Origin of the sequence: Bacillus sp. FSL R5-0585, assembly GCF_038004545.1 — a bacterium.
In the GTDB taxonomy this organism is placed as follows: domain Bacteria; phylum Bacillota; class Bacilli; order Bacillales; family Bacillaceae_G; genus Bacillus_A; species Bacillus_A cereus.
Genome location: NZ_JBBORJ010000001.1, coordinates 3,750,450 through 3,771,308 on the forward strand (window position 1 = coordinate 3,750,450; position 20,859 = coordinate 3,771,308).

A 20,859-nucleotide genomic window follows, 5' to 3' on the forward strand; every position below is an offset into this window, starting at 1 on the left:
TCCCACCTTCTCTTAGTTATTTAATTGCACCTTTTGTTAATCCTTGTTGTAATTGCTTTTGCCCTAAAAATAGTAAAATCAATGTTGGAATAACGATAACCGTAACACCGGCCATTACGCTTCCCCAATCAGTTGCAACTTCTTGAGACTGAAGCTGCTTTACACCGATTTGCACTGTTCTTACTTTTTCATCAGTGGTCACTAAAAGTGGCCATAAATACATATTCCATGTTGTTAAAAAGCTATATACTCCAAGCGTAATAAAACTCGTTTTACAATACGGTATTACAACGCTGAATAAAAATCTTATATTTCCAATCCCTTCAATAAAAGCAGCTTCTTTCAGTTCATTCGGGAGTGTCATAAAATGTTGGCGTAACAAGAAAATACCGAAAGCTGTTGCAAAAAACGGCACTGTCATCCCGGCGAAACTATTGATCCAGCCAAAGTTTTGAATCGTTAAAAAGTTAGGCACCATCGTTGCTTCCCACGGAATAAGCATCGTTGAAACAAACAGGAAGAAAATTAAGTTTCTCCCTTTAAACTGAAGAAAAACAAAAGCATAAGCTGCTAAACTTGATACGATAAGTTGTCCAATCATAACGACTGTCGATACAATTAAACTGTTATATAAGTATGTAAAAAGCGGTACTTTTTGAAAAATATTAATGAAATTATCAAAAGTAAACTGGGTCGGAAATAACCTTCTCATTTGAATATCGTCTGGTGTCATAAAGCTTATTAAAAATGCATACAGTACAGGAAAAAATACCATCACTGCACTAATAATGAGTAGCATGTATAATAGGAAATTTTGTTTCCACTGTTTAACAATCATTTATAATGCACCTTTCTCTCAGCAAACTTAAATTGAAGTAATGTAGCAACGAAAATGAAAACAAATAATACCATCGCTTGTGCACTTGCTGTTCCAAATTGATGATTCACAAACGCCTCTTTGTAAATCGAGTACACAATTAAATTCGTTGCATCATTTGGTCCACCGTGCGTTAAAATATCAATTTGTCCAAAGCTTTGGAACGCACTAATTAATGTTACTGTTACAATAAAGAATAAAGTTGGTGATAGCATCGGTAATGTAACACGGCGAAGCTTATATAAATAACTAGCGCCATCTATAGATGCACTCTCATATAAAGACGTATCAATATTTTGTAAACCACCTAATATAACTAAAAATGCAAAACCTGTATTCACCCAAACTGTTGTAACTGATACAGAGAATAGTGCCCAGTCCGGACTCGTTAACCATGCGATTGCAGGAAGGTTCATAGAGGCTAATATATTATTAAATAATCCTACACTTGGATGAAATAAAAATAGCCAAATCACTGCACTAGCAGCTACTGATATTCCCATCGTCGAAGAAAACAGAACTCGGAATAACCCAATACCTCTTACCTTTCCATTTGCAATCAATGCAAGAAACAAAGCAAATATAATACTCGTAGGAACTGTATATAAAACAAATAATAAAGTTGATTTTATACTTTTGTAGAAGGCTGGATCAGAGAATAAATATTGATAATTTTCTAAGCCAACGAAAAGATTAGCTTCTCCATGTATATCGGTTAAATAAAAACTATAATAAATCGTCCTAAACAATGGATAGAACAGAAAAATCGAAAATAGCAAAATAGATGGCGCCAAAAACAATAATCCTATTCTTAAATCTTTCGTTCTCTCCCATAATTTTTTCTTTTTTGACACCTTTGTTTGAACTGGTAACTTACTTACTTCGATCATTATTTCGCCACCACTTTCAACTCTTCTTCAGCTACCACTTTTAAGCGTTCATTCGTGTTTTCGTTAAAGAAGCATAACTTTTCTTGCGGGAATAATAATTTTACTTTGTCACCTTTGTTCAGGAGTAACTGTCCGATAACTTTCGCACTCCAAGTTGTTCCATTTACCGCAAAGTTCAATATAGATTCATTCCCTAATACTTCTACAGATTGCAACGTCACTTCTTGTCCCTCCTCAGACAGTGCAATATGCTCAGGGCGCATGCCTATGCGAATTGTTCCTTCTGGTAATTGCTTTAACTGTCTAATAGATAATGGAATTTGCAATTGTCCTATATGTAATACACCTTTTTCTTTATTTACTTCCCCATCATTTATATTCATAGAAGGAGAACCTATAAAGCTTGCAACAAATTCGTTTGCTGGTTCGTTATATATGTTAAGTGGTGTTCCAACTTGCTGTATACTTCCTTTATTTAAAACCATGATACGATCACCCATAGTCATCGCTTCTATTTGATCGTGGGTAACGTAAATCATCGTAATTCCTAATCGCTGCTGAATTTCTCTAATTTCAATTCTCATTTGCGCACGTAATTTCGCATCCAAATTCGAAAGTGGTTCATCCATTAAACAGATTGGCGCTTGACTCACAATTGCCCTGGCAAGTGCAACACGCTGTCTTTGTCCGCCTGATAATTGGCCTGGTTTCATTTTCACATACTCTTTCAGTCCTACCATTTCAATAGCTTCCATTAATCGCTTTTGTCGCTCTTCTTTTTGTACTTTTCTTACCTTAAGTCCAAATAAAATATTTTCTTCTACAGATAAGTGTGGATATAATGCATAATTTTGAAATACCATTGATAGATTACGGTCTTTCGGCTCTAGATCATTTGCAACACGTTCATTAATAATTAAATCTCCTGAAGAAATCTCTTCTAAGCCAGCGATCATTCGTAATAATGTGCTTTTCCCGCATCCCGAAGGTCCAACTAAAACAAAAAATTCACCCTTCTTAATATGAACCGATACGCCTTTAACCGCTGTCTCTTCTGCATTTTTATATACCTTTGAAACATTTTTCAATTCAATCACAAGGTTGCACTCCTTTTTTCTTCTTGTATCCATACTTCATAATGACTTGTTGAAATCGCACTTGCTCCTGCACGAATTGCAATTTCCGCATCTTCTCGCGTTTGAATCAGCCCTCCTGCAATAATAGGAAACTCTATTTCCTCTACTAGTTGCTTAATAATAGAAGGCATAATCCCCGGCATAATCTCTACTGCATTTGGTTTAGTCGTTTTACAATTTTCAATTGATTTAGTAAGAGATAAAGTATCTACAATAAAAATACGTTGAATTGTTTTCAATCCAATTTTATTAGCATTTCGAATTGTTGAACCCTTTGTTGAAATAATACCTTGTGCCCCGATAACATCTTGAATATACAAAAGCGCTTCCTCTGTATTCGTATTTAAGCCTTGTATAAAATCACAATGAAGAAATACATCATGTCCATGTTTCTGCAATTCATATACACGCTCTGGTAATTCCAGCATTGAACCAGTCATAAGAAAAACTGTTTTCGGCAATTTTTTGTATGCTTTGTATCCTTTCCAATCCTTTATCATCGTAATATAAGGTTCTTTAAACATTTATTCCACCTAACTGTTCTATTTTTATCCAAACTAAAAACACCTACTTACATAGAACGCCTTTCTCCTTATTTGAACTCTAGGGAATAGAGCACACCTAAGAAAGTGGCACATTATATGTAAGTGGGTGTTCTCAAATGTTCTCTACCCTAGTTATTTTGTTACCTTTACTATATTACGCATTTATTAAGTCAGTTTTGATAGATTGTTAATTAGGTGTTAATCAAATGTTAATATTCACCATATCATTATTTACATTAATCTAGATATTAAAATATAAATAAATAGAACGAAACAATACTTAAAATTCAATCAATATGTAAATTCATTCCATAGTTAATGATTTTTAGTTTGCTTGCCACTGCTTGCAAACTAAAGTTATCCCAAGCAGTACTATAAAGTGGAATGCGCCTTTTCTCTTGTATTGATATGGCCTAGGCTGTAACAACATCAGTACCATATCCGTTCCCTTGAAACTCAGCTAAAGTTTCCACACTTGCCTCAGCAGCTACGGGCGTACTTCTGGCACTGCAACAAACAGAAACTACTTTTTCATTTTTTACAATTGCCAAATAAGGTTGCCTCCTTATTTACTCCATTTACCATCCATTCATAATCTATTTTTCATGTTCAAAATAAAAATCCCATTCAAATACACATTACTGAATCCATCATACTAACTGATTTCTTCATTCTGTCTATCTAAATGGGATTATTTTCCGTTTTTTACTCTACTGGTTGTTGTGGCTGTACTACTTCATTCGCTCCAGCTACCCTCAACATATTTACAATATCTTTAAAACCTCTTTTTTCAGCGTATTGCAGTGGTGTCAGATGTTCCTTGTTAGCCATGTTTACATCTGCACCGTGATCAATAAGTAATTGAATTACTTTCTTATGGTTTTCACTACCATTTCCTAATACAATTGCTTCTAATAACGCTGTTCCACCACGTTCATTTTTATAATTCACATCAATATCTGTATGCTCTAATAATTCTTTAACAACCTCTACATGGCCACGCTCAGATGCAGAAATAAGTGCTGTCCCACCTGACCTAGTCGTTTCTTTCGTATTAACTCCTGCATTAATTAATACTTTTACAATATCCGTATATCCTTCTCTACTTGCATAAAGAAGTGGATTACTTTTTTTCTCATCTTTAATTTCAATATTAGCACCTGCACCAATTAATGCTTTAACTGTCTCTACATGATTTTGGTACGTCGCTGCAAGGACAGGCGTTTCTCCGTTGTCACCTTCTACGTTTATATTCGCTCCATCCTGAATCAACTTCATAGCTGTCTCTGTGTCTCCAAGAGTAGCTGAAAGTAACAACTGTTTGTCCATTAAATTTATACTTTTCTCTTCTTTAGATTCTTCCTGTTCTTTATGCTTCTCTTTTTTCTTCTCATTTTTCACATGAACCGGTTTCGATTCTGGTTCTTCTTGCTTATCGCAAGCCACTACCGTCATTAAAAGTCCTAATAAAATACATAATAAAATTTTTTGTTTTCTCACAACTACAGCTCCTATGAAAGATAATGTTTTCTTAACCATTCCTCCATCACATACAATAACTCTTCTTGAGTACATTTATCCATAAGCCCTTTAGATTCCTTCTTTAATCGGATTATCTTAAGCTTATACTATGTTTCTCAACCTATTGAAATGATACGCCTGATGGCCCCATCATTAACATTATGAAGCAATTAGTTTAGCACGTTTTTACCGCATTTGTATACATTTCTAAAAAGTACATAAAGTGAAACTTTAATTAGTGGGGGTTTTGTTCATCCACCACTAATTATTAGCCCACACCAGTTGGGCTTTTACGGGCAGCCCGACTCCACCTAACTTCTTTGCTTTCACTAAATTTTGAGGTGGGGATCTTACCGCCCGTTAATGCGGGATAAATGATTGCTTTAGGTTACTATATTCCATTGTAACCGTTCTTCTAAAAATTTTACACCTTTTCTATATTTGCACCTGAGTAATAATAGAAAAAGACAACTATATAGTTGTCTTTTTCTATTATTAATGATGTCCACCATGATTTCCTGCCTTCGGTTTCCCCATCATCTCTTTATTCATTTCCCATTTATGCTCTGCTAGCTCTTTATACGAAAGAACTTTCCCCTTATAGTTAGATACAAAGCTCTCTGCATCTTTTTTATTTTTAAATGAAATGACATTATAAGCCATCGGTGTCGTTATTGTTTTATCATATACGTAAGTAGCCTCTTCTAACGAAATCCAATCTTTCGAATCATAATCTCGGACAAATTTCTCTTTCGTCTTTTCACCTGAATTGATCTCCATCCATTTATACATACAACCGATATCATCAAACTTTAACGCTTTTCCATTTTCTAAAATAATTTCTGTTGCAAATTGATTATCTGTTACCCCAATTTGGCAAATATCACATTTATCATGTTTCTCATCAATGGCAACAGCTGCTGTTTCCTTTTTCCCACACCCGACTACCGTAAATACGAAACATAAACATATAGCAAGTACGACATATTTTACTTTCATCAATATTCCTCCCTAGAAACCGTATACTCCACGAAAAGAATACCAAAAGGTTGTGTGAGATTTGTGAAAAAACAATGTGCTTTTTGTAATATAGGAAACAAAAAAAGATGTGTAGTTATTTCTACACATCTCTCATCACTCGCAACCTGTAATTAATAAATCATCTTCTAACTTAACTAATAATGTATCCGCACTAATTTCCTGTCCAACTTCTACATTTACCAATCTTATATTTCCACTAATACCGACTGCGATTTTTTTAAGCTCACCGTCATTTTTTCGAATCATCAATAATTTTTCCCATTCATATACGTAAGAAGATTCATTAATAAAAATCTCCTCTACTTTTCCTTCATAAGAGCTATAAATCTCTTCAATTCTCGTTTTCATATAACATCTACTCCCTATTTCACACTTCACTATTTTCATCTTATTCTACCATTCTTACGAGGAGCAGCTTACTTTTTAAAAATTCAAATTAACTACCGTGAACAAAATGAACAAAATAAAAATTATGCTTCTAATGATGTTATTTTTCAAATTATTTACCATTTGAATAGATGCTTTTATTATAAATAAAAAACCTTTTTCTGAATTTTTATTCTATTTTGAAAGCGCAATCATTCTTTTGAGGGGGAAATTACATGTTAGCACTACTTGGATTTGCGATGGTATTTGTCTTTATGTTTTTAATTATGACGAAACGTATGTCAGCGCTAGTAGCATTAATATTAATTCCGAGTGTTTTTGCATTAATTGGCGGATTCTATGCCAATATGGGGCCTATGATGTTAGAGGGGATTCAAAAGTTAGCACCTACTGGTATTATGCTTATGTTCGCTATTTTATATTTTGGGATTATGATTGATAGCGGTTTATTCGATCCTGTCATTAGTAAGATTTTAAAATTTGTAAAAGGAGATCCTTTAAAAATCGTTGTCGGAACGGCTATATTGACTATTATCGTCTCTCTAGATGGTGACGGTACAACAACATACATGATTACAGTTTCCGCAATGTATCCACTATATAAGCGCCTTGGAATGAACCCCCTCATATTAGCTGGAATTGTTATGTTAGGGGCGGGGGTAACAAATCTTACACCTTGGGGTGGACCCACAGCTCGTGTTATGAGCGCACTTGGACTTGAGGCTTCTGAATTATTTACACCTCTTATTCCAGGAATGATTGCTGGTGCAATTTGGGTTGTTTTCGTTGCCTACTATCTTGGAAAAAAAGAAAGAAAACGTTTAGGAATTATGGATGTACAGTATTTAAAACAAATGCAAACAATGGATGAGCAAGCTGCAACTGTCGAAGCCGCAGTGCATAAACGTCCTAAACTTCTATGGATTAACTTTTTATTAACCGCTACATTACTTGTCTGTCTCATACTAGAAGTTATGCCGTTACCTGTTTTATTTACAGTCGCTTTTGCTATCGCTGTTATGATTAACTATCCAAACTTAGAGCAACAGAAAGAACGTATTGCTTCTCATGCTGGGAATGTATTAGCAGTTGTTTCTCTCGTATTTGCTGCCGGTATTTTCACTGGTATTTTATCTGGAACAAAAATGGTAGATGCAATGGCTAACAGTGTAGTAACTCTTATACCAGATGCACTTGGACCACAATTGCCAATTATTACAGCACTTCTCAGTATGCCATTCACATTTTTCATGTCTAATGATGCATTTTACTTCGGGGTATTACCTATTTTGACGAAAGCTGCTGCGACTTACGGAATTAGTGCAGCTGAAATGGGGCGTGCTTCCTTACTTGGGCAACCCGTTCACTTATTAAGTCCTCTTGTCGCTTCCACTTATTTATTGGTCGGAATGGCAAAAGTTGATTTCGGTGAACATCAACGCTTCACTTTATTATGGGCCGTTGGAACGACAATGGTTATGTTAATTACCGGAATTGTAATTGGGATTATTCCAATATAAGATGCAAAAAAAAACAGTAGAAGGAATAAAATCCTCTACTGTTTTTTATTATGAAGAAACAAGAAAATAACGTCTCTCCGGTCTCCCAACACTTCCATATATTAGCTCTGCGTGGACTTTCTTCCCAGATATCAAATACTCTAAATAACGCCTTGCAGTTGATCGGCTTACGCCTACCATTGAACTTAGCACCTCTGCTGTAATCCCTTCTTCATTAACTGTTAACATATGCTTTTTTATTTTCGCTAAAGTTAAAGGATCTATCCCTTTCGGGGCATATTCTATTTGATCTCCCTTCACCCCTCTTTGAGACCATAAATATTCAATTTGCTCCGTAGATAATTGATTATTTTTCTTTAACTGTATAATCTTTTTTTGATAGCCTTCCAGACTTGCTTTAAATCGGTCAAACATTAGTGGCTTTACGATATAATCTGTTACTCCGCCCCGCAGGGCGTGCCTCACTACATCTGTTTCCGATGCCGCTGTAATCATAATAATATCTGTATCGTGCAAATGATGCCTAATATATGTGACAAGTTCCGTTCCTTGCATATCAGGTAAGTACACATCTAATAAAACAAGCTGTGGCTTCACAAGCTCTAGCCATTCTTTCGCTTGTTCTCCAGTCGTTGCCGTTCCAATTACTTTAAATCCCTCAATTTTCTCAGTAAAACGACGATGAATGTCAGCAATCCGAATATCATCTTCTACAATTAATACTTCAATCTCCTCACCCATTACTATTCGCCTCTCTCTTTCGGTAGTGCAATAATAAATAACGCACCACCTAAATCCCCTTTTTCAATTGCAATACTTCCATTTAAATCTTCTACTAACTCTTTCACTTTTGCTAATCCATATCCTCGCTCTCCTCCTTCTTTCGTCGAAAAGCCTTTATAGAATATGCTAGTAATTATTTCATCATGAATCCCTTGTCCTGAATCTTCCACTTCAATTAATATTTCTTCTCCAATATCAGTTACAAACATCCTTACTTTCTTATCATTCTCTTCATTTTTTTCAATTGCTTCAAATGCATTCATAATTAAATTTCCTAAAATAGAAACGACATAATTACTCTCAATATGTGGACTTAATTTTTCTAAACCACTTTCTCTATCTAGCATAAAATCAATCTTCAACTCTCGTGCTCTATTATAAAATCCAATTAAAATTCCACCTAGCCATGGATTTTGAATCCGCTTCATAATAAATTGAACAAAATCTTGATATACCGCTGTTTCCTTATGAATAAGCTCTAAAGCATCTTCGTATGATTCTAATTGAATAAGACCTGAAAGCGTATACAATAAATTGTTATATTCGTGCGCTTGCGCTCGTAATGCCTCTGTATATTGCTTCGTCTGAGATAATTCTGCTGTTAACTGATCCATTTCAGATTTCAAACGTAAGCTCGATACAACGCCAGTTACTTTATTCTTTACTTTAATAGGTAGACGGTTCGCAATAACAGCCTGTCCTTTTATATTTAATTGGCGATCAAACTGTTCTTCACCAGTTTGAAGTACATCTAGTATCGTTGAATTAGGAATTACATTTAAAATAAATTCCCCAATAATATTTTGTTGTTTATCTAGCGAAAGAATATCATAAGCTGCTTGATTGACTAAACTAATCATGCCATTTTTATCGATTACAATAATCCCTTCACGTACAGATTGAATCACTGTACTATGCTCTTCATATAAAGATGAAATTTCTTCTGGTTCCATCCCGAACATCATTCTTTTTATACTTGCCGCTAAATATATAGAGCCGATTACTCCAATTAATAGCCCTATTATTGTAATCCAAAATACACGCTTTCCATACACTTCTACCGCTCCATGAATATCAGCCATTGAAAATCCAACAGACACCACACCAATGATTTCATTTTCCTGATTACGGATTGGAACTTTTCCGCGTAATGAAGGGCCTAATGATCCAGTTGCTTTCGAAACATATGATTTTCCTTCTAATAAAACGCCTTTATTATCTCCGCCAACCATTTTTTCTCCTATTTTATCTCGCTCAGGATGCGCATAACGAATCCCCTCTTTGTTTCCAACTACAATGAAGTCAGCCTCTGTATCCATTCGAATTTTTTCTGCGATTGGCTGAATAATAGAAGCTGGATTTTCTTTTTGAAAAGCTTCCTGAATTTCTGGTATCGCGGCAACTGTTTTCGCAACATGCAAAGCCCGTTTCCCAATTTGCTCTTCTACCGTTTCAGATAATATGTAATAAAATAAATAACTCGTTAGCAGAAGTACTACTAAAATAAGTGTACTAATAGTTAATGTAATTCTCGGTTGGAGTTTTAATTTTTTTAATTTCAAAACCATTCCCCTAACATGATTAAAGATAGAATTTAAAGAATATACAGTCTCTTTAATTATACTTAATCATAACACGGTTACTCTATATTTCTTTCTTTTTCTCTTCATAAAAAAAGAAACGAAGTAAAATTACTACCTCGTTTCTTAACATTCGTTATTACACTTTAAACTTACTAATCATCTCTTGTAATTCTTCTGCCATTTGTGATAAATGGACTGCTGCTGCATTTATTTCATCTACTGAAGCTAATTGTTCCTCAGAGGAACCAGCAATATTTTGAACGCTTGCTGCATTTTCTTCAATTGTGGCTGCAATTTCATTAATAGATGCACTTACTTGTTTTGCATCTACCGTCATTTGTTTTGCTACATCTACCATGCTATCAATTTGTACAACTGTATCATTTGTAGACTTCAATATTTCGGCAAAGCTTTGCTTCGTTTCATTTGCAACTACAAGTCCTGATTGTACTTCTGCTCCAACTTGATTCATAGAGCTTACTGTTTCTTTTATATCAAATTGAATCTCTTTCACTAGTTTCCCAATTTCCGTAGAAGACTGTCCTGATTGTTCTGCTAGCTTTCGCACTTCATCTGCTACAATTGCAAATCCTCTTCCTTGCTCTCCAGCTCTCGCAGCCTCAATTGCCGCATTTAACGCTAATAAATTTGTCTGTTCTGCAATATGTTGAATCACTTCAAGGATTGCTCCAATTTGTTTCGACTTATCGTCTAACAAACCAATGATTTTGTCTGACTGTGAAACAGACTCATGAATTAATTGCATTTGATTCACAGTTTGTTCAACTAACTTCCCACCATTTTCAGCTTTTTTCTTCGTATACATAGAGGCTGTAGATACTAATGAAGAACTATCTGCAACACGCTGAATTCCTTCTGTAACTTCTTCTAACAATGTTGCTCCTTCTTCAACTTCTTTCGTTTGTATTTCTGCACCACTTGATACTTGCTCTATCGCCTGTGTAATTTGTTCCGTCGCTTCGCTTGTCTGCTTCATACTAGCTGTTAATTCTTCTGAAGATGCCGCTACATGACTTGCTGAAGTGTTTATATTGGAAATGACACTTTGTAACGATGCAGCCATCTCGTTAAAACTTTCTCCTAGCCGTCCAATTTCATCTTTAGAATGAACTGTAATTGATTCTGTTAAATCACCTTCACTAATCTTCTTCGATGATATGACAAGTTGTTTTAACGGTTTAATAATAGACGCAATTATGAAGTAAATTACAATCCCACCGATTATTAGTGAAATTCCAAGAACAGTTACTGTTTTATAGAAAATAGGTTCAGCCGCTTCAATAATTTCTTTGGAAGGCATAATTCCTGCTATTTTCCACCCAGTTTTCTTATTCGTTTTAAAAGTGATATTGCGATCTTCACCATCTAATGAATAATGAAAATCCCCAGCTTCCTGTTTATACAATTCTTTACTAAGTTTCTCTTCTAATTTCTCTCCTGGCTTCATTTTCGGGTGCGCTACTACATTTTTATCTTGATCAAATATCGCTACATATCCTTCCTTACCGATATTAACCATCTTGGAAGTAGTAACAATATTATTAATGATTAAGTCAATCCCAAGAACTCCACTTTTATCCTCGTTTTGTTTTGCTAGTGTAATAACAATATTCCCTGTCGTTTTTGACTTATATGGAGCAGTTACAATTACCTCTCCACTTTTCTTCACGGCCTCTTTATACCAATCTCTTTCTGTAGGATTATATCCATCTGGCATCTGAATAGCTGGTGATTGAATGAACTGTCCATTACTAGATCCTGTATAGATTGCTTCCATTTCTGGATGCAGTTTATTGTATTCTTCTAGTTTATTTTGTATGTTTTGAATTTGATCTGCTTGGTAACTTGATTGTGTGAATAATTTCGTAAAATAAGTTGCATCTACTTTTTTACTATCCAATTCTTTATTAATTACATTATCCAAAATTTTTATATTATCTTTCGCCGAGTTTAAAATCGTTTCATTAAAATTCGTCTTCGCCTGTTGATAAGACGTCCAACCAATTACAATACTTGGAAGAACTAAAATAATAATAAATGATACAAGTAACTTTGTTTTTAAACTACTACTCCTTAATTTCCCTTGAAACATACTTCTACCCCTCCATACCGTTTTAAATGTAATTAATTAACATTTAATCTTTCTATAAAAATAATACGATTTAAATGTATCGATGAGACTCTCTATCTTTTTCTACATCATAAAGAATTGATACATATCTTTTTCATTCTATATAAATTAAATAATTAAAACAATATATAAAAATGTATATTATTCGAAATATTATAATTCACAGAAGAACCTCTAGTATTTCACTTACTAGAGGTTCTTTCCACCTTATTATTCTTTATCTTTTTCTACTTCTTTTTTCTCATCTTCTACTACAGATACAACAGGTTTATCACTTGATAATTGTTGTACTGCTCCTTTTCCTGCAAATCCTTCTAATAGCTCTTTTAAGTCAATTCCAGAAGAAGCCTTTAACGTTTCTTGCATCGTTGCCATTAAATCAGTCGCATAGCCCGCAACTTTTCCGGCCCCGCTATTTTTACCACCGCCGCCTGTATCGACAACTGTGATTTTATCAATATTACTAAGCGGACTTGCAACTTCCTTCGCATAACTTGGAAGCATTTTAAGTACCATATCCATAATTGCCGCTTGGCCATATAACTCAAATGCCTCTGCAATTTTTTGTTTCGCTTCTGCTTCTGCTAAACCTTTTAACCTAATAACATCGGCTTCTGCCGTACCTTGTGCTTTTTGTACTTCCGCTTTTGCTTGACCTTGCGCTTTTTCGATTTCCGCCTTCGCTAAACCTTCCACACGTACTTCTTCCGCACGCGCTCTCGCTTCAGCCTCAATCTTATATTGATCCGCATCTGCCTTTTTAATTTGTTTTACTTTTTCTGCTTCCGCTGATTGCTCAACAGCATAGCGATCTGCATCTGCTTTTTTCTTTACTTCTGCATCGTATTGCTTTTCACGACGCGCAATCTCTTTTTCTTCTAATTCAATTTGTTTCTCACGCTCAATGATTTTAACGCGCATTTGCTCTTCTGTAACACCTTGTTGCGCTTTCGCTTGTTGTAATTCGTAAGAAAGATCCGCATCTGCACGCGCTTGCTCTTGTTCTCTCTTATAGGACTGTACTTTTAATTCTTTATGTTTTTCAGCTTCAGCGATTTGTGCATCACGTTGATATTCTGCTTCTTTTGCCTCTTTTTCAGCACGTGCTTTTTCAATACGTGCTTCTTTTTCACGCTCTGCATTTGCAATTGTTGCATCACGCTTAACTGTCGCAATTTGCGGCTGACCAAGCGCATCTAAGTATCCGTTTTTATCCATTATTTCTTTAATTGTGAAAGAAACAATGCGAAGTCCCATCTTCTTTAAATCTGTAGAAGCTACTTCATGTACCTTTTGAGCAAATTGCTCTCTATTACTATACGCATCCTCTACTGTCATAGAAGATAAGATTGCACGTAAGTGACCTTCTAAAACCTCTTTTGCTTCTACTTTTAACTCTTCTGTTTCTTTTCCTAAATATTGCTCAGCTGCAGTAGATACTTCTTCAATTGTAGAACCTACTTTAATAATAGAAACACCATTTACTGTAACTGGAACACCTTGCTTCGTATACGTATCACGTGTACCAACTTCTAATTTGTAGTTTAATAGGCTTAAAGGCTCTGCTCTTTGCATAATTGGAACTACGAAAGTACCGCCCCCGCGGATAATCTTAATCTTCTTTCCATCATCAGTGGTAACAACATTCTTTCCTCCACCAAGCCAGTTCCCTGTAACAATTAACGCTTCATCTGGACCAACCGTACGATACTTCGTAATGAATACTAAAATGAGTAGAATTAAAATTGCCAGTAAAACTCCACCGATAATTAATGGAATCGTCATGTAAATTCCCCCTTATAATTTTGGTTTTTTTAAAGAATAAGCGATGTTTTGTACAAGTAAAACACCATCTTGGACTCCCTCGATAATAACCTCTGTTCCTTGCGAAATATCTTTTTTTCCAACAGTTTTAGCTGGGATTGCATTACTTCCAAATTGGGATAAAATTAATACTTCACCAAATCCTTCTGTAGGAATTGTCGTAATGACTTCTCCTTTGCAACCGATAAATTCATCCATACGTTGCATCGTATTTTGTTCTGCTTCTGCAATCGGTTTTAAAATTAGTATTTTCATGATGAAAACACCGATAAAAGATATAGCAAATGCAGCCCCGAAAATAGTAATACTATTAAAGGAAAATAAGTACTCTCCTATATAACTAAGCCCACATAACATGGCGAAGAAACTAAGTAATAAAGTAACAACGGATACAGATCCGCCCCCAAAACTAAATATCGATTCAAATATATCTCCAAAGAAGATATAAATAACAGTGAGTATAGTAGCAATAATAAATCCATATAAATAAATTGTTTCAAGTGGATAACCAAACAAGACCATTTCTTATCCCCCTTTCTTAAACAATCCCTTTTTTGTTATGTGTATGCCCCACCTCTTTCAAAGATTATAGTTCTTAATTTTCAGTTATTTACTCTTTAAAGAAAAGCCTGTAAAACAGGCCCCTAAAAAAGAACAGGAGAAACCTATTGTGACAGGCTCCTCCTAGAAAATAACCGATATATTATATATCTATATAATATACTATTTTCCACAAAAAGTAAAGTTAAACATACATTGGAAAAGTGCTTATTTTCCCCCGATTGGTGTGGGCTAATAATCATTGGAGGATGAATGATTAAAGTTTCACTTTACTGATAATGAGTACGTTCCATCGCCATTATCATATTTATATACATACAAGTAATACTTGCCTGGTTTTGCATTAAATTTCGCTTCTATATGATTCCCATTGGCTTGACCGTAAGCTGCATAATTTTGCATATCTGATTCATGGTGAAGTACCCATGTCATCCCAATTCCATACTCATTTAAAACAGAAATGTCGATATCTTTCGCTGATGCTACATTAAATGTATAAACATCAGTGTGGTCCCCGCCAATAAGATTACCTTTTATCGTACTATTTAGCCCGATACGATTTGCTTCCTCTGGACGATTATTTGGTTCTGATTCTGTTAAACTTCCATCTTTAATCGTAACAGTTGTTTCGCTTCTACTCTCTTTGCCTTTATCATCTTTTACTCTTAACGATACTTTATAAGAACCTTCTCTTTCATATACATGTACTGGATTCACTTCTACACTTGTGCTTCCATCTCCAAATTCCCATAAATAAGAAACAATTTTTCCATCTTCATCGTTTGAGCCATCACTTTTAAATTGAATTCCCTCTTTTACAAGACCACTATAAGGGCCATTTATATTAACCGTTGGAGCTTTATTTTCTCCATCATCTTTTGCGATTCCATGGAAGACTACATCATATTCAAATTCATTTGAGCTATTCACACGATAATTGACGAAGTATGCTGTAACAGTTTTGTAGCCACTCCATTCTTTTTGCGCCAATTGTTCTAAAGATTCATTTACTCTTTTACTCATTGCTTTCCAATCTTCTGATTCACCTTTTGTGACACTACCTGTATACGTACCTTCTAATGTAAATGTATTAAAGAATTGAGAATTATGTTTTGTCATTTTTGTATCTTTCATAGGCAACGTATCACTAATTTCTTTTTTCACTTCAGTTAACGATTTCGGTGCATGTTCAGCTAAATAATCATCTGCTACTTCCGGTACATTATATTTATCTTGATTATCAATTAACTGCTGCATATACTCTTGATACTCTTTATTTAACTTAGGATCTTTACTTAGATTTTCACGATATGCATCATAATTTTTCACGTCATTCGCACGAATCAAATCTTGAATTTTATCAAATGTTTCAAACTGATGCGTATATAAGTAAGACTGCAATGCGAACGAGTAATTATAGAAATCCCAAGAACCGTATTTAGCAAATAGTGTACGCTCTGCTGTATAACGGCTTGCAGGATCAGATGATAATCCGCTAATTATACTCTTTCTTGGTACAACGTTATTCGTACGAGTAGATCCTGCGAAAAACTCTGCATTTCCTTCTTGGAACCAAGTTAGCCTTTCATTTTGATACATATCTCCTCTTCCAAATAAACCAGGAACTTCATATCTCCCTTGCAGATAATGAGTAAATTCATGACGGAATAACTCTTCTAAACTATAAATACTTTGCTCTGGTGTACGCTCATATGTAAAGAATGTACCTGTCTCTTCAATATAAATTCCACCGTTGTTTGTTTCATATCCATACAATTGTCTATTTAACTGATATTCATCTGGACTATTATAAATTACGATCGTTAATACATCATCCGCATTTCCTGGCTCTAACGCTTTGTCATTTCCAATTACACGGTGATACTGTGCCTTTACTTCCTTCGCAGCCCAATATAGTCTCTTAATTTTTTCTTCTGATACTTTATCTCCTGTTTTGAACACAATTGATCCATCGTCGAATGTATACGTTTTTGGTAGGTATTGCTCTTTTCCTTCTTTACGTATTTTCTCTAAATCTACTGTATTCCCGCTATAATCTTTACCATTATAATTTGTTGTAATTTGTTCTACCGCAACAAAATACGGTTCACTTAAGCGCGGGTACATATGCATTGCTTGTGTAACAACCTCTAATCCTTTATTTGGATTGCTATGAAACTTCCCTAAACGGCTAGCAAAATAAATGCCATTATTAACGAGCCATTTATTTTCTGGCGTTACTTCATTTAGAAGAGCAATACGATTTATTTCATTAATAAACCCATCTACTTTTCCATACCACATCGTTTCATTCGCTTCTTTACGAGCCTCAGTTAAGTACGACTGCATATCATAGTCAATACCTTGCATAATATCGTATATTGCTTGTCCCTTCATTCGATCATTTACATAAGTAGTATAATTATCATTGTATTGCTTTAAAATATTCGATGCATATTGAACCGTTTCAACATCGCTTGAAGCATTACTAATTAATTTACCGTACGCAGATACGACTGTATCTTGTTCAACTGTACCAAGCTTAAAGTTTGGATTTTTTGCGATTGCTTTTAAAGCAGGTAAACATTTATCCTGGAAGCTTCTTTCATTTAAGTCGCTTAATTCACTATTATAAAATGCAAGATAAAAAGCTGAACGCAGCACTTCAGTAAACGTTTGAATTCCTCTTGAATCATCTTTCGTAAATGTACTACCTCTATGAGCTAATTCATCTATAATGACTTGCATTTTTCCTTTATCTTTATAAAAAGCCTTTGCATCTTCATTAAACTGGAATAAGTCTGTAATTTGGTGCCATTTAATACTGCCTAACGTTTCAACTAATTCTTGGTCATTCATTTTGTTTAAATCAGCCATTGAATAGCTTTCTTTAACCTGCTTTACTGCAGTTTTCTTCGTAATAGATGCTGGTCGCTGTGAAAAATCTCCTACTTTTAAACGTTCTTGAAATGATAAAGTTTCATCAACTTTTGAAATATGTCCAACTTCATCTACCGACTTTTCAATTCCAACCGGTTTCGTTTTTAACACGTTATACGGTACTTTTTCTTCCGCTGCTGCATGAGTTTGAAGTGCGCCTAACGATAAAGCCATTGTACTAATGCTAAGCATCACTTTATTGATCTTTGATTTCTTGTTCATATCCTTGCCCCCTATTTTAATATTCCATTCAAGAATTTAACATAAAATCTGGATGTAACAATATAAAATGCAATATTTCATATTATTTCTTCCTATAATTTGTACATATCGTGAACGCATTGCTCTTTACCTCTCTAAAACAAATTGCATCCTTTCACATTATAAAAAGGGAATTTTTTGACAATTAAAAACTTAATTGTTATGATTATTATAATTGTTAACTTTATTAAATAAGGGTGGGATTCTATGATAAAAAAAGAAAATAGTGTATTTTATATCTCCTTCTTGCTAACAACATTATTCATTATATGGGGAATTACCCCAGCAAGTTGGATACAAGGCTACGATTTACAAAGTGTTACATCTTCTTTAAACTCATTTATCCTCAATAAATTTGGATGGTTTTACTCTCTACTTATGACTACAATGATTATTTTGGCTGCTTATTTAGCATTTTCCAAGTACGGTTCTATTCGTCTTGGTAAAGATGGAGAAAAGCCAAAATATAATTATCCATCTTGGCTATCCATGTTGTTTGGGGCAGGAATGGGAATTGGACTCCTCTTTTATGGAATCGCTGAACCGATTTCACATTTTACAGATCCGTTAACAGGAAAAGCAGGTACAGAAGAAAGCGCCAAACTCGCTATGCAATATTCATTTTTCCACTGGGGACTCTTTCCGTGGTCACTATACGCAATGGTCGCTTTAACAATTGCATATTTCACATTCCGCAAACAAAAAGGTAGCACTATCGGGGCTACAGTTACTCCATTATTTAATCGATCGAAAAATTCTCGTATTGGAAAAACAGTTGATATTCTAGCTGTTTTAGCCACAGTATTTGGCATTGTACCATCTGTTGGGATTGGTGCTCAACAAATTGCTGGAGGATTAAGCTATTTATTCCCTTCCATTCATAACACTTTACTTACTCAGCTCGTACTTATAGCTATATTCGCTGTTTTATATTTAACAAGTGCACAAACTGGCTTAGATCGTGGGATTAAATATTTGAGCAACTTGAATTTCTCTCTTGCAGGCATTTTACTCATCTCTTTCTTACTTTTAGGACCAACTGTATTTATTATGAAATATTTCACATCTACACTCGGTTCTTATATCGGCGCTTTACCTAGTATGGGATTAAATTTAGGAGCATTTAGTGAAAAATCTTCTTCTTGGATTGAAAACTGGACTATTTTCTATTGGGGGTGGTGGATCTCTTGGTCTCCATTCGTCGGCACATTTATCGCACGTATTTCTAAAGGACGCACAATAAAAGAATTTATTTTTGGAGTTGTATTAGTCCCAACTCTTATCTGTACATTTTGGTTTGCAGTATTTGGTGGTACCGCAATTCATATGGAAATGTTCCAATCGCTTGGAATAGCTGATGAAATTGCAAAAAATGGTACAGAGATTGGATTATTTGCTGTTATTTCACATCTACCATTCTCTACATTTTTAACGATTATCGGGTTAATTTTAGTAGCCACATTTTTCGTTACTTCTGCCGATTCAGCAACATTTGTTGTTTCAATGCAAACGAGTAACGGAAGCTTATCACCGAAAAATAGTTTAAAACTTATATGGGGATTAACAATCGCGATAATTGCCGCTATTTTATTACAAGCTGGAGGATTAAATGCACTACAAATCGCAGCTATAATTGCTGCGCTACCATTTTCTATTGTAGTCGTTCTTATGGTCACTTCTCTTTTTAAAGAGCTAAAAAAAGAAGATGTTAATTCGCAAACGAAAGAAATCCCGAAAAAAATAAAAAAGGTTATGTAACGATTATCACCTCTTATACAAGAAGAATTCGGCCCTCAAATTAGTCCTGAATCTGTTATTACCGAGGGCGGCAAAGTAAATGAAATAAAACCCATTCGTATGAAATATAATCTTCATACGAATGGGTTTTTACTCTATTATATAGTGTTGTAAACATGCCTTCTCCTCAAACCCTACTTTCTTGTACAACTCCATCGCACGATCATTATTCGTATTCAAACATAGTTCTATCTCTTTCATCTCTTGGAAGGAGAAAATATACTGAATTGCCCCTTGTAATAACTGCTCTCCGACACCTTTTCTTCTACTATTTTCAGCGGTTGCAATAAATTCGATATTCGCTTCTTGAAACTCCGGATTTACTTCAACATATACGTAACCCTCTAATTTACCATTCTTCATACTTACAAATAATTTATTCGTATCACTTAAATGTTCGATAATTTCATTTCCTTGATAATATGCATTAGGAAAAGTATGATTGTGTAAAGAGATAAACTGCTCGAATACTTTTGGTAAAGCCTCTTCTACATTGCATATACTACGTTCTTCCACAATATTATGACTTAAACTGAAAATACTATGTTGATCTTGTTCTTTTGCATATAAATTCTTCATTAAACGGGCACAATTATTATTTTCTACATGATAAAAACCATAAAATTTTTCAATATGAAAAGGCCCCTTTTCTATAAGTTCCTTCCACATATGTAAAGCAACTTCTTCCCAATTCTCTGCTTTAATAAACGGCCCCCAAATTTCTGCACATCTCTTTACTTCATCCACATCAAACCCTAATACGCCAATTATTTTATTGTCCTCATAAGTAACAACGAAAGATTTCTCCCAGCCTATATCAGAAAAATCATGAAGAATCGTATGTAACACCTCCTTTTTCTCATCTCCGCAATAACCAACATGATGAATAGCATCTTTATTCATATTCGCAATAAATGATGCTGCGTCTTCAACTTTTGAAATTGAACTAACATACATAATCTCTCCTCCTTCTCTAATATATTCACACCTTTTCCATTTATCTCCTTCTAAAAAAGACATCACCATAAGCATATTTCAAAA

Annotated in this window: 16 protein-coding genes and 2 pseudogenes; 2 read left to right on the forward strand and 16 right to left on the reverse strand. The window is 34.6% G+C overall.

Annotation, left to right across the window (positions count from 1 at the left end; translation table 11 throughout):
• Positions 1-16 precede the first annotated feature (16 nt).
• The 8 genes and pseudogenes from MKY38_RS19385 to MKY38_RS19420 all read right to left on the reverse strand — a co-directional run bounded on the left by MKY38_RS19385 (position 17) and on the right by MKY38_RS19420 (position 6,358).
• Positions 17-838, reverse strand: a complete 822-nt coding sequence (locus MKY38_RS19385; protein ID WP_000635949.1) for a carbohydrate ABC transporter permease — start codon at positions 836-838, stop codon at positions 17-19.
• Entirely contained in the window at positions 835-1,767 is a 933-nt protein-coding gene (locus MKY38_RS19390; protein WP_000573797.1) for a carbohydrate ABC transporter permease, read from the reverse strand. Before MKY38_RS19390 ends, MKY38_RS19385 begins: the two co-directional genes overlap by 4 nt.
• Positions 1,767-2,864, reverse strand: coding sequence for an ABC transporter ATP-binding protein (locus MKY38_RS19395; protein ID WP_000571389.1), 1,098 nt, complete (start codon positions 2,862-2,864; stop codon positions 1,767-1,769). The genes MKY38_RS19390 and MKY38_RS19395 overlap by 1 nt, the downstream gene beginning before the upstream one ends.
• Positions 2,861-3,427 (reverse strand): glycerol-3-phosphate responsive antiterminator, encoded by a 567-nt coding sequence (locus MKY38_RS19400; RefSeq protein ID WP_048535601.1) that lies wholly within the window; start codon positions 3,425-3,427, stop codon positions 2,861-2,863. The genes MKY38_RS19395 and MKY38_RS19400 overlap by 4 nt, the downstream gene beginning before the upstream one ends.
• Positions 3,428-3,735: 308 nt before the next feature.
• A pseudogene (locus tag MKY38_RS19405) lies at positions 3,736-4,011 on the reverse strand (GNAT family N-acetyltransferase); the annotation flags it as partial.
• 142 nt (positions 4,012-4,153) lie between these two features.
• Positions 4,154-5,023 carry an ankyrin repeat domain-containing protein gene (locus MKY38_RS19410; RefSeq protein WP_000287336.1) on the reverse strand — a complete coding sequence of 290 codons (870 nt, stop codon included), beginning with the start codon at positions 5,021-5,023 and terminating at the stop codon, positions 4,154-4,156.
• A 441-nt stretch (positions 5,024-5,464) separates the two neighbouring features.
• A complete protein-coding gene (locus tag MKY38_RS19415; RefSeq protein WP_000865667.1) occupies positions 5,465-5,968 on the reverse strand; it encodes a nitrous oxide reductase accessory protein NosL in 504 nt (167 codons plus the stop codon).
• Between the two features lie 135 nt (positions 5,969-6,103).
• Positions 6,104-6,358, reverse strand: coding sequence for a hypothetical protein (locus MKY38_RS19420; RefSeq protein WP_000857376.1), 255 nt, complete (start codon positions 6,356-6,358; stop codon positions 6,104-6,106).
• 254 nt (positions 6,359-6,612) lie between these two features.
• Here MKY38_RS19420 and MKY38_RS19425 point away from each other — a divergent pair, with 254 nt between their 5' ends.
• Positions 6,613-7,917 (forward strand): CitMHS family transporter, encoded by a 1,305-nt coding sequence (locus MKY38_RS19425; RefSeq protein WP_000880468.1) that lies wholly within the window; start codon positions 6,613-6,615, stop codon positions 7,915-7,917.
• A 48-nt stretch (positions 7,918-7,965) separates the two neighbouring features.
• On the opposite strand, the gene MKY38_RS19430 is transcribed toward MKY38_RS19425, so the two are convergent.
• From MKY38_RS19430 to colA, 7 genes and pseudogenes are all read right to left on the reverse strand, one after another.
• Positions 7,966-8,658: a response regulator gene (locus tag MKY38_RS19430; protein WP_000503461.1), complete on the reverse strand. Its 693-nt coding sequence runs from the start codon at positions 8,656-8,658 to the stop codon at positions 7,966-7,968.
• A gap of 2 nt (positions 8,659-8,660) precedes the next feature.
• On the reverse strand, positions 8,661-10,268 hold the full coding sequence (locus MKY38_RS19435; RefSeq protein WP_002023216.1) for an ATP-binding protein: 1,608 nt from the start codon (positions 10,266-10,268) through the stop codon (positions 8,661-8,663).
• A 151-nt stretch (positions 10,269-10,419) separates the two neighbouring features.
• Positions 10,420-11,367 carry a methyl-accepting chemotaxis protein gene (locus MKY38_RS29360; RefSeq protein WP_370445030.1) on the reverse strand — a complete coding sequence of 316 codons (948 nt, stop codon included), beginning with the start codon at positions 11,365-11,367 and terminating at the stop codon, positions 10,420-10,422.
• Positions 11,362-12,396 (reverse strand): annotated as a pseudogene (locus MKY38_RS29365) (HAMP domain-containing protein); the annotation flags it as partial. The gene MKY38_RS29360 and the pseudogene MKY38_RS29365, both read right to left, overlap by 6 nt.
• Before the next feature lie 249 nt (positions 12,397-12,645).
• On the reverse strand, positions 12,646-14,220 hold the full coding sequence (locus tag MKY38_RS19445; RefSeq protein WP_000155019.1) for a flotillin family protein: 1,575 nt from the start codon (positions 14,218-14,220) through the stop codon (positions 12,646-12,648).
• Positions 14,221-14,232: 12 nt separating this feature from the next.
• Positions 14,233-14,781 (reverse strand): NfeD family protein, encoded by a 549-nt coding sequence (locus tag MKY38_RS19450; RefSeq protein WP_000242444.1) that lies wholly within the window; start codon positions 14,779-14,781, stop codon positions 14,233-14,235.
• A 303-nt stretch (positions 14,782-15,084) separates the two neighbouring features.
• Positions 15,085-17,982, reverse strand: coding sequence for a collagenase ColA (gene colA, locus MKY38_RS19455; protein WP_001036421.1), 2,898 nt, complete (start codon positions 17,980-17,982; stop codon positions 15,085-15,087).
• A gap of 246 nt (positions 17,983-18,228) precedes the next feature.
• On the opposite strand from colA, the gene opuD reads away from it, so the two are divergent.
• On the forward strand, positions 18,229-19,779 hold the full coding sequence (opuD, locus tag MKY38_RS19460) for a glycine betaine transporter OpuD (protein WP_000591573.1): 1,551 nt from the start codon (positions 18,229-18,231) through the stop codon (positions 19,777-19,779).
• Between the two features lie 129 nt (positions 19,780-19,908).
• Here the strand turns inward: opuD and MKY38_RS19465 are convergent, their stop codons facing one another.
• Entirely contained in the window at positions 19,909-20,775 is an 867-nt protein-coding gene (locus MKY38_RS19465; protein ID WP_048558560.1) for a GNAT family N-acetyltransferase, read from the reverse strand.
• Positions 20,776-20,859 lie beyond the last annotated feature (84 nt).

Excerpts from the sequence above, each read along its gene's own strand:
- MKY38_RS19385 (WP_000635949.1), bottom strand. The coding sequence starts at position 838 with ATGATTGTTAAACAGTGGAAACAAAATTTCCTATTATACATGCTACTC.
- MKY38_RS19390 (WP_000573797.1), bottom strand. The coding sequence starts at position 1,767 with ATGATCGAAGTAAGTAAGTTACCAGTTCAAACAAAGGTGTCAAAAAAG.
- MKY38_RS19400 (WP_048535601.1), bottom strand. The coding sequence starts at position 3,427 with ATGTTTAAAGAACCTTATATTACGATGATAAAGGATTGGAAAGGATAC.
- MKY38_RS19410 (WP_000287336.1), bottom strand. The coding sequence starts at position 5,023 with ATGTACTCAAGAAGAGTTATTGTATGTGATGGAGGAATGGTTAAGAAA.
- MKY38_RS19415 (WP_000865667.1), bottom strand. The coding sequence starts at position 5,968 with ATGAAAGTAAAATATGTCGTACTTGCTATATGTTTATGTTTCGTATTT.
- MKY38_RS19420 (WP_000857376.1), bottom strand. The coding sequence starts at position 6,358 with ATGAAAACGAGAATTGAAGAGATTTATAGCTCTTATGAAGGAAAAGTA.
- MKY38_RS19425 (WP_000880468.1), top strand. The coding sequence starts at position 6,613 with ATGTTAGCACTACTTGGATTTGCGATGGTATTTGTCTTTATGTTTTTA.
- MKY38_RS19430 (WP_000503461.1), bottom strand. The coding sequence starts at position 8,658 with ATGGGTGAGGAGATTGAAGTATTAATTGTAGAAGATGATATTCGGATT.
- MKY38_RS19435 (WP_002023216.1), bottom strand. The coding sequence starts at position 10,268 with ATGGTTTTGAAATTAAAAAAATTAAAACTCCAACCGAGAATTACATTA.
- MKY38_RS29360 (WP_370445030.1), bottom strand. The coding sequence starts at position 11,367 with ATGGCTGCATCGTTACAAAGTGTCATTTCCAATATAAACACTTCAGCA.
- MKY38_RS19445 (WP_000155019.1), bottom strand. The coding sequence starts at position 14,220 with ATGACGATTCCATTAATTATCGGTGGAGTTTTACTGGCAATTTTAATT.
- MKY38_RS19450 (WP_000242444.1), bottom strand. The coding sequence starts at position 14,781 with ATGGTCTTGTTTGGTTATCCACTTGAAACAATTTATTTATATGGATTT.
- colA (WP_001036421.1), bottom strand. The coding sequence starts at position 17,982 with ATGAACAAGAAATCAAAGATCAATAAAGTGATGCTTAGCATTAGTACA.
- opuD (WP_000591573.1), top strand. The coding sequence starts at position 18,229 with ATGATAAAAAAAGAAAATAGTGTATTTTATATCTCCTTCTTGCTAACA.
- MKY38_RS19465 (WP_048558560.1), bottom strand. The coding sequence starts at position 20,775 with ATGTATGTTAGTTCAATTTCAAAAGTTGAAGACGCAGCATCATTTATT.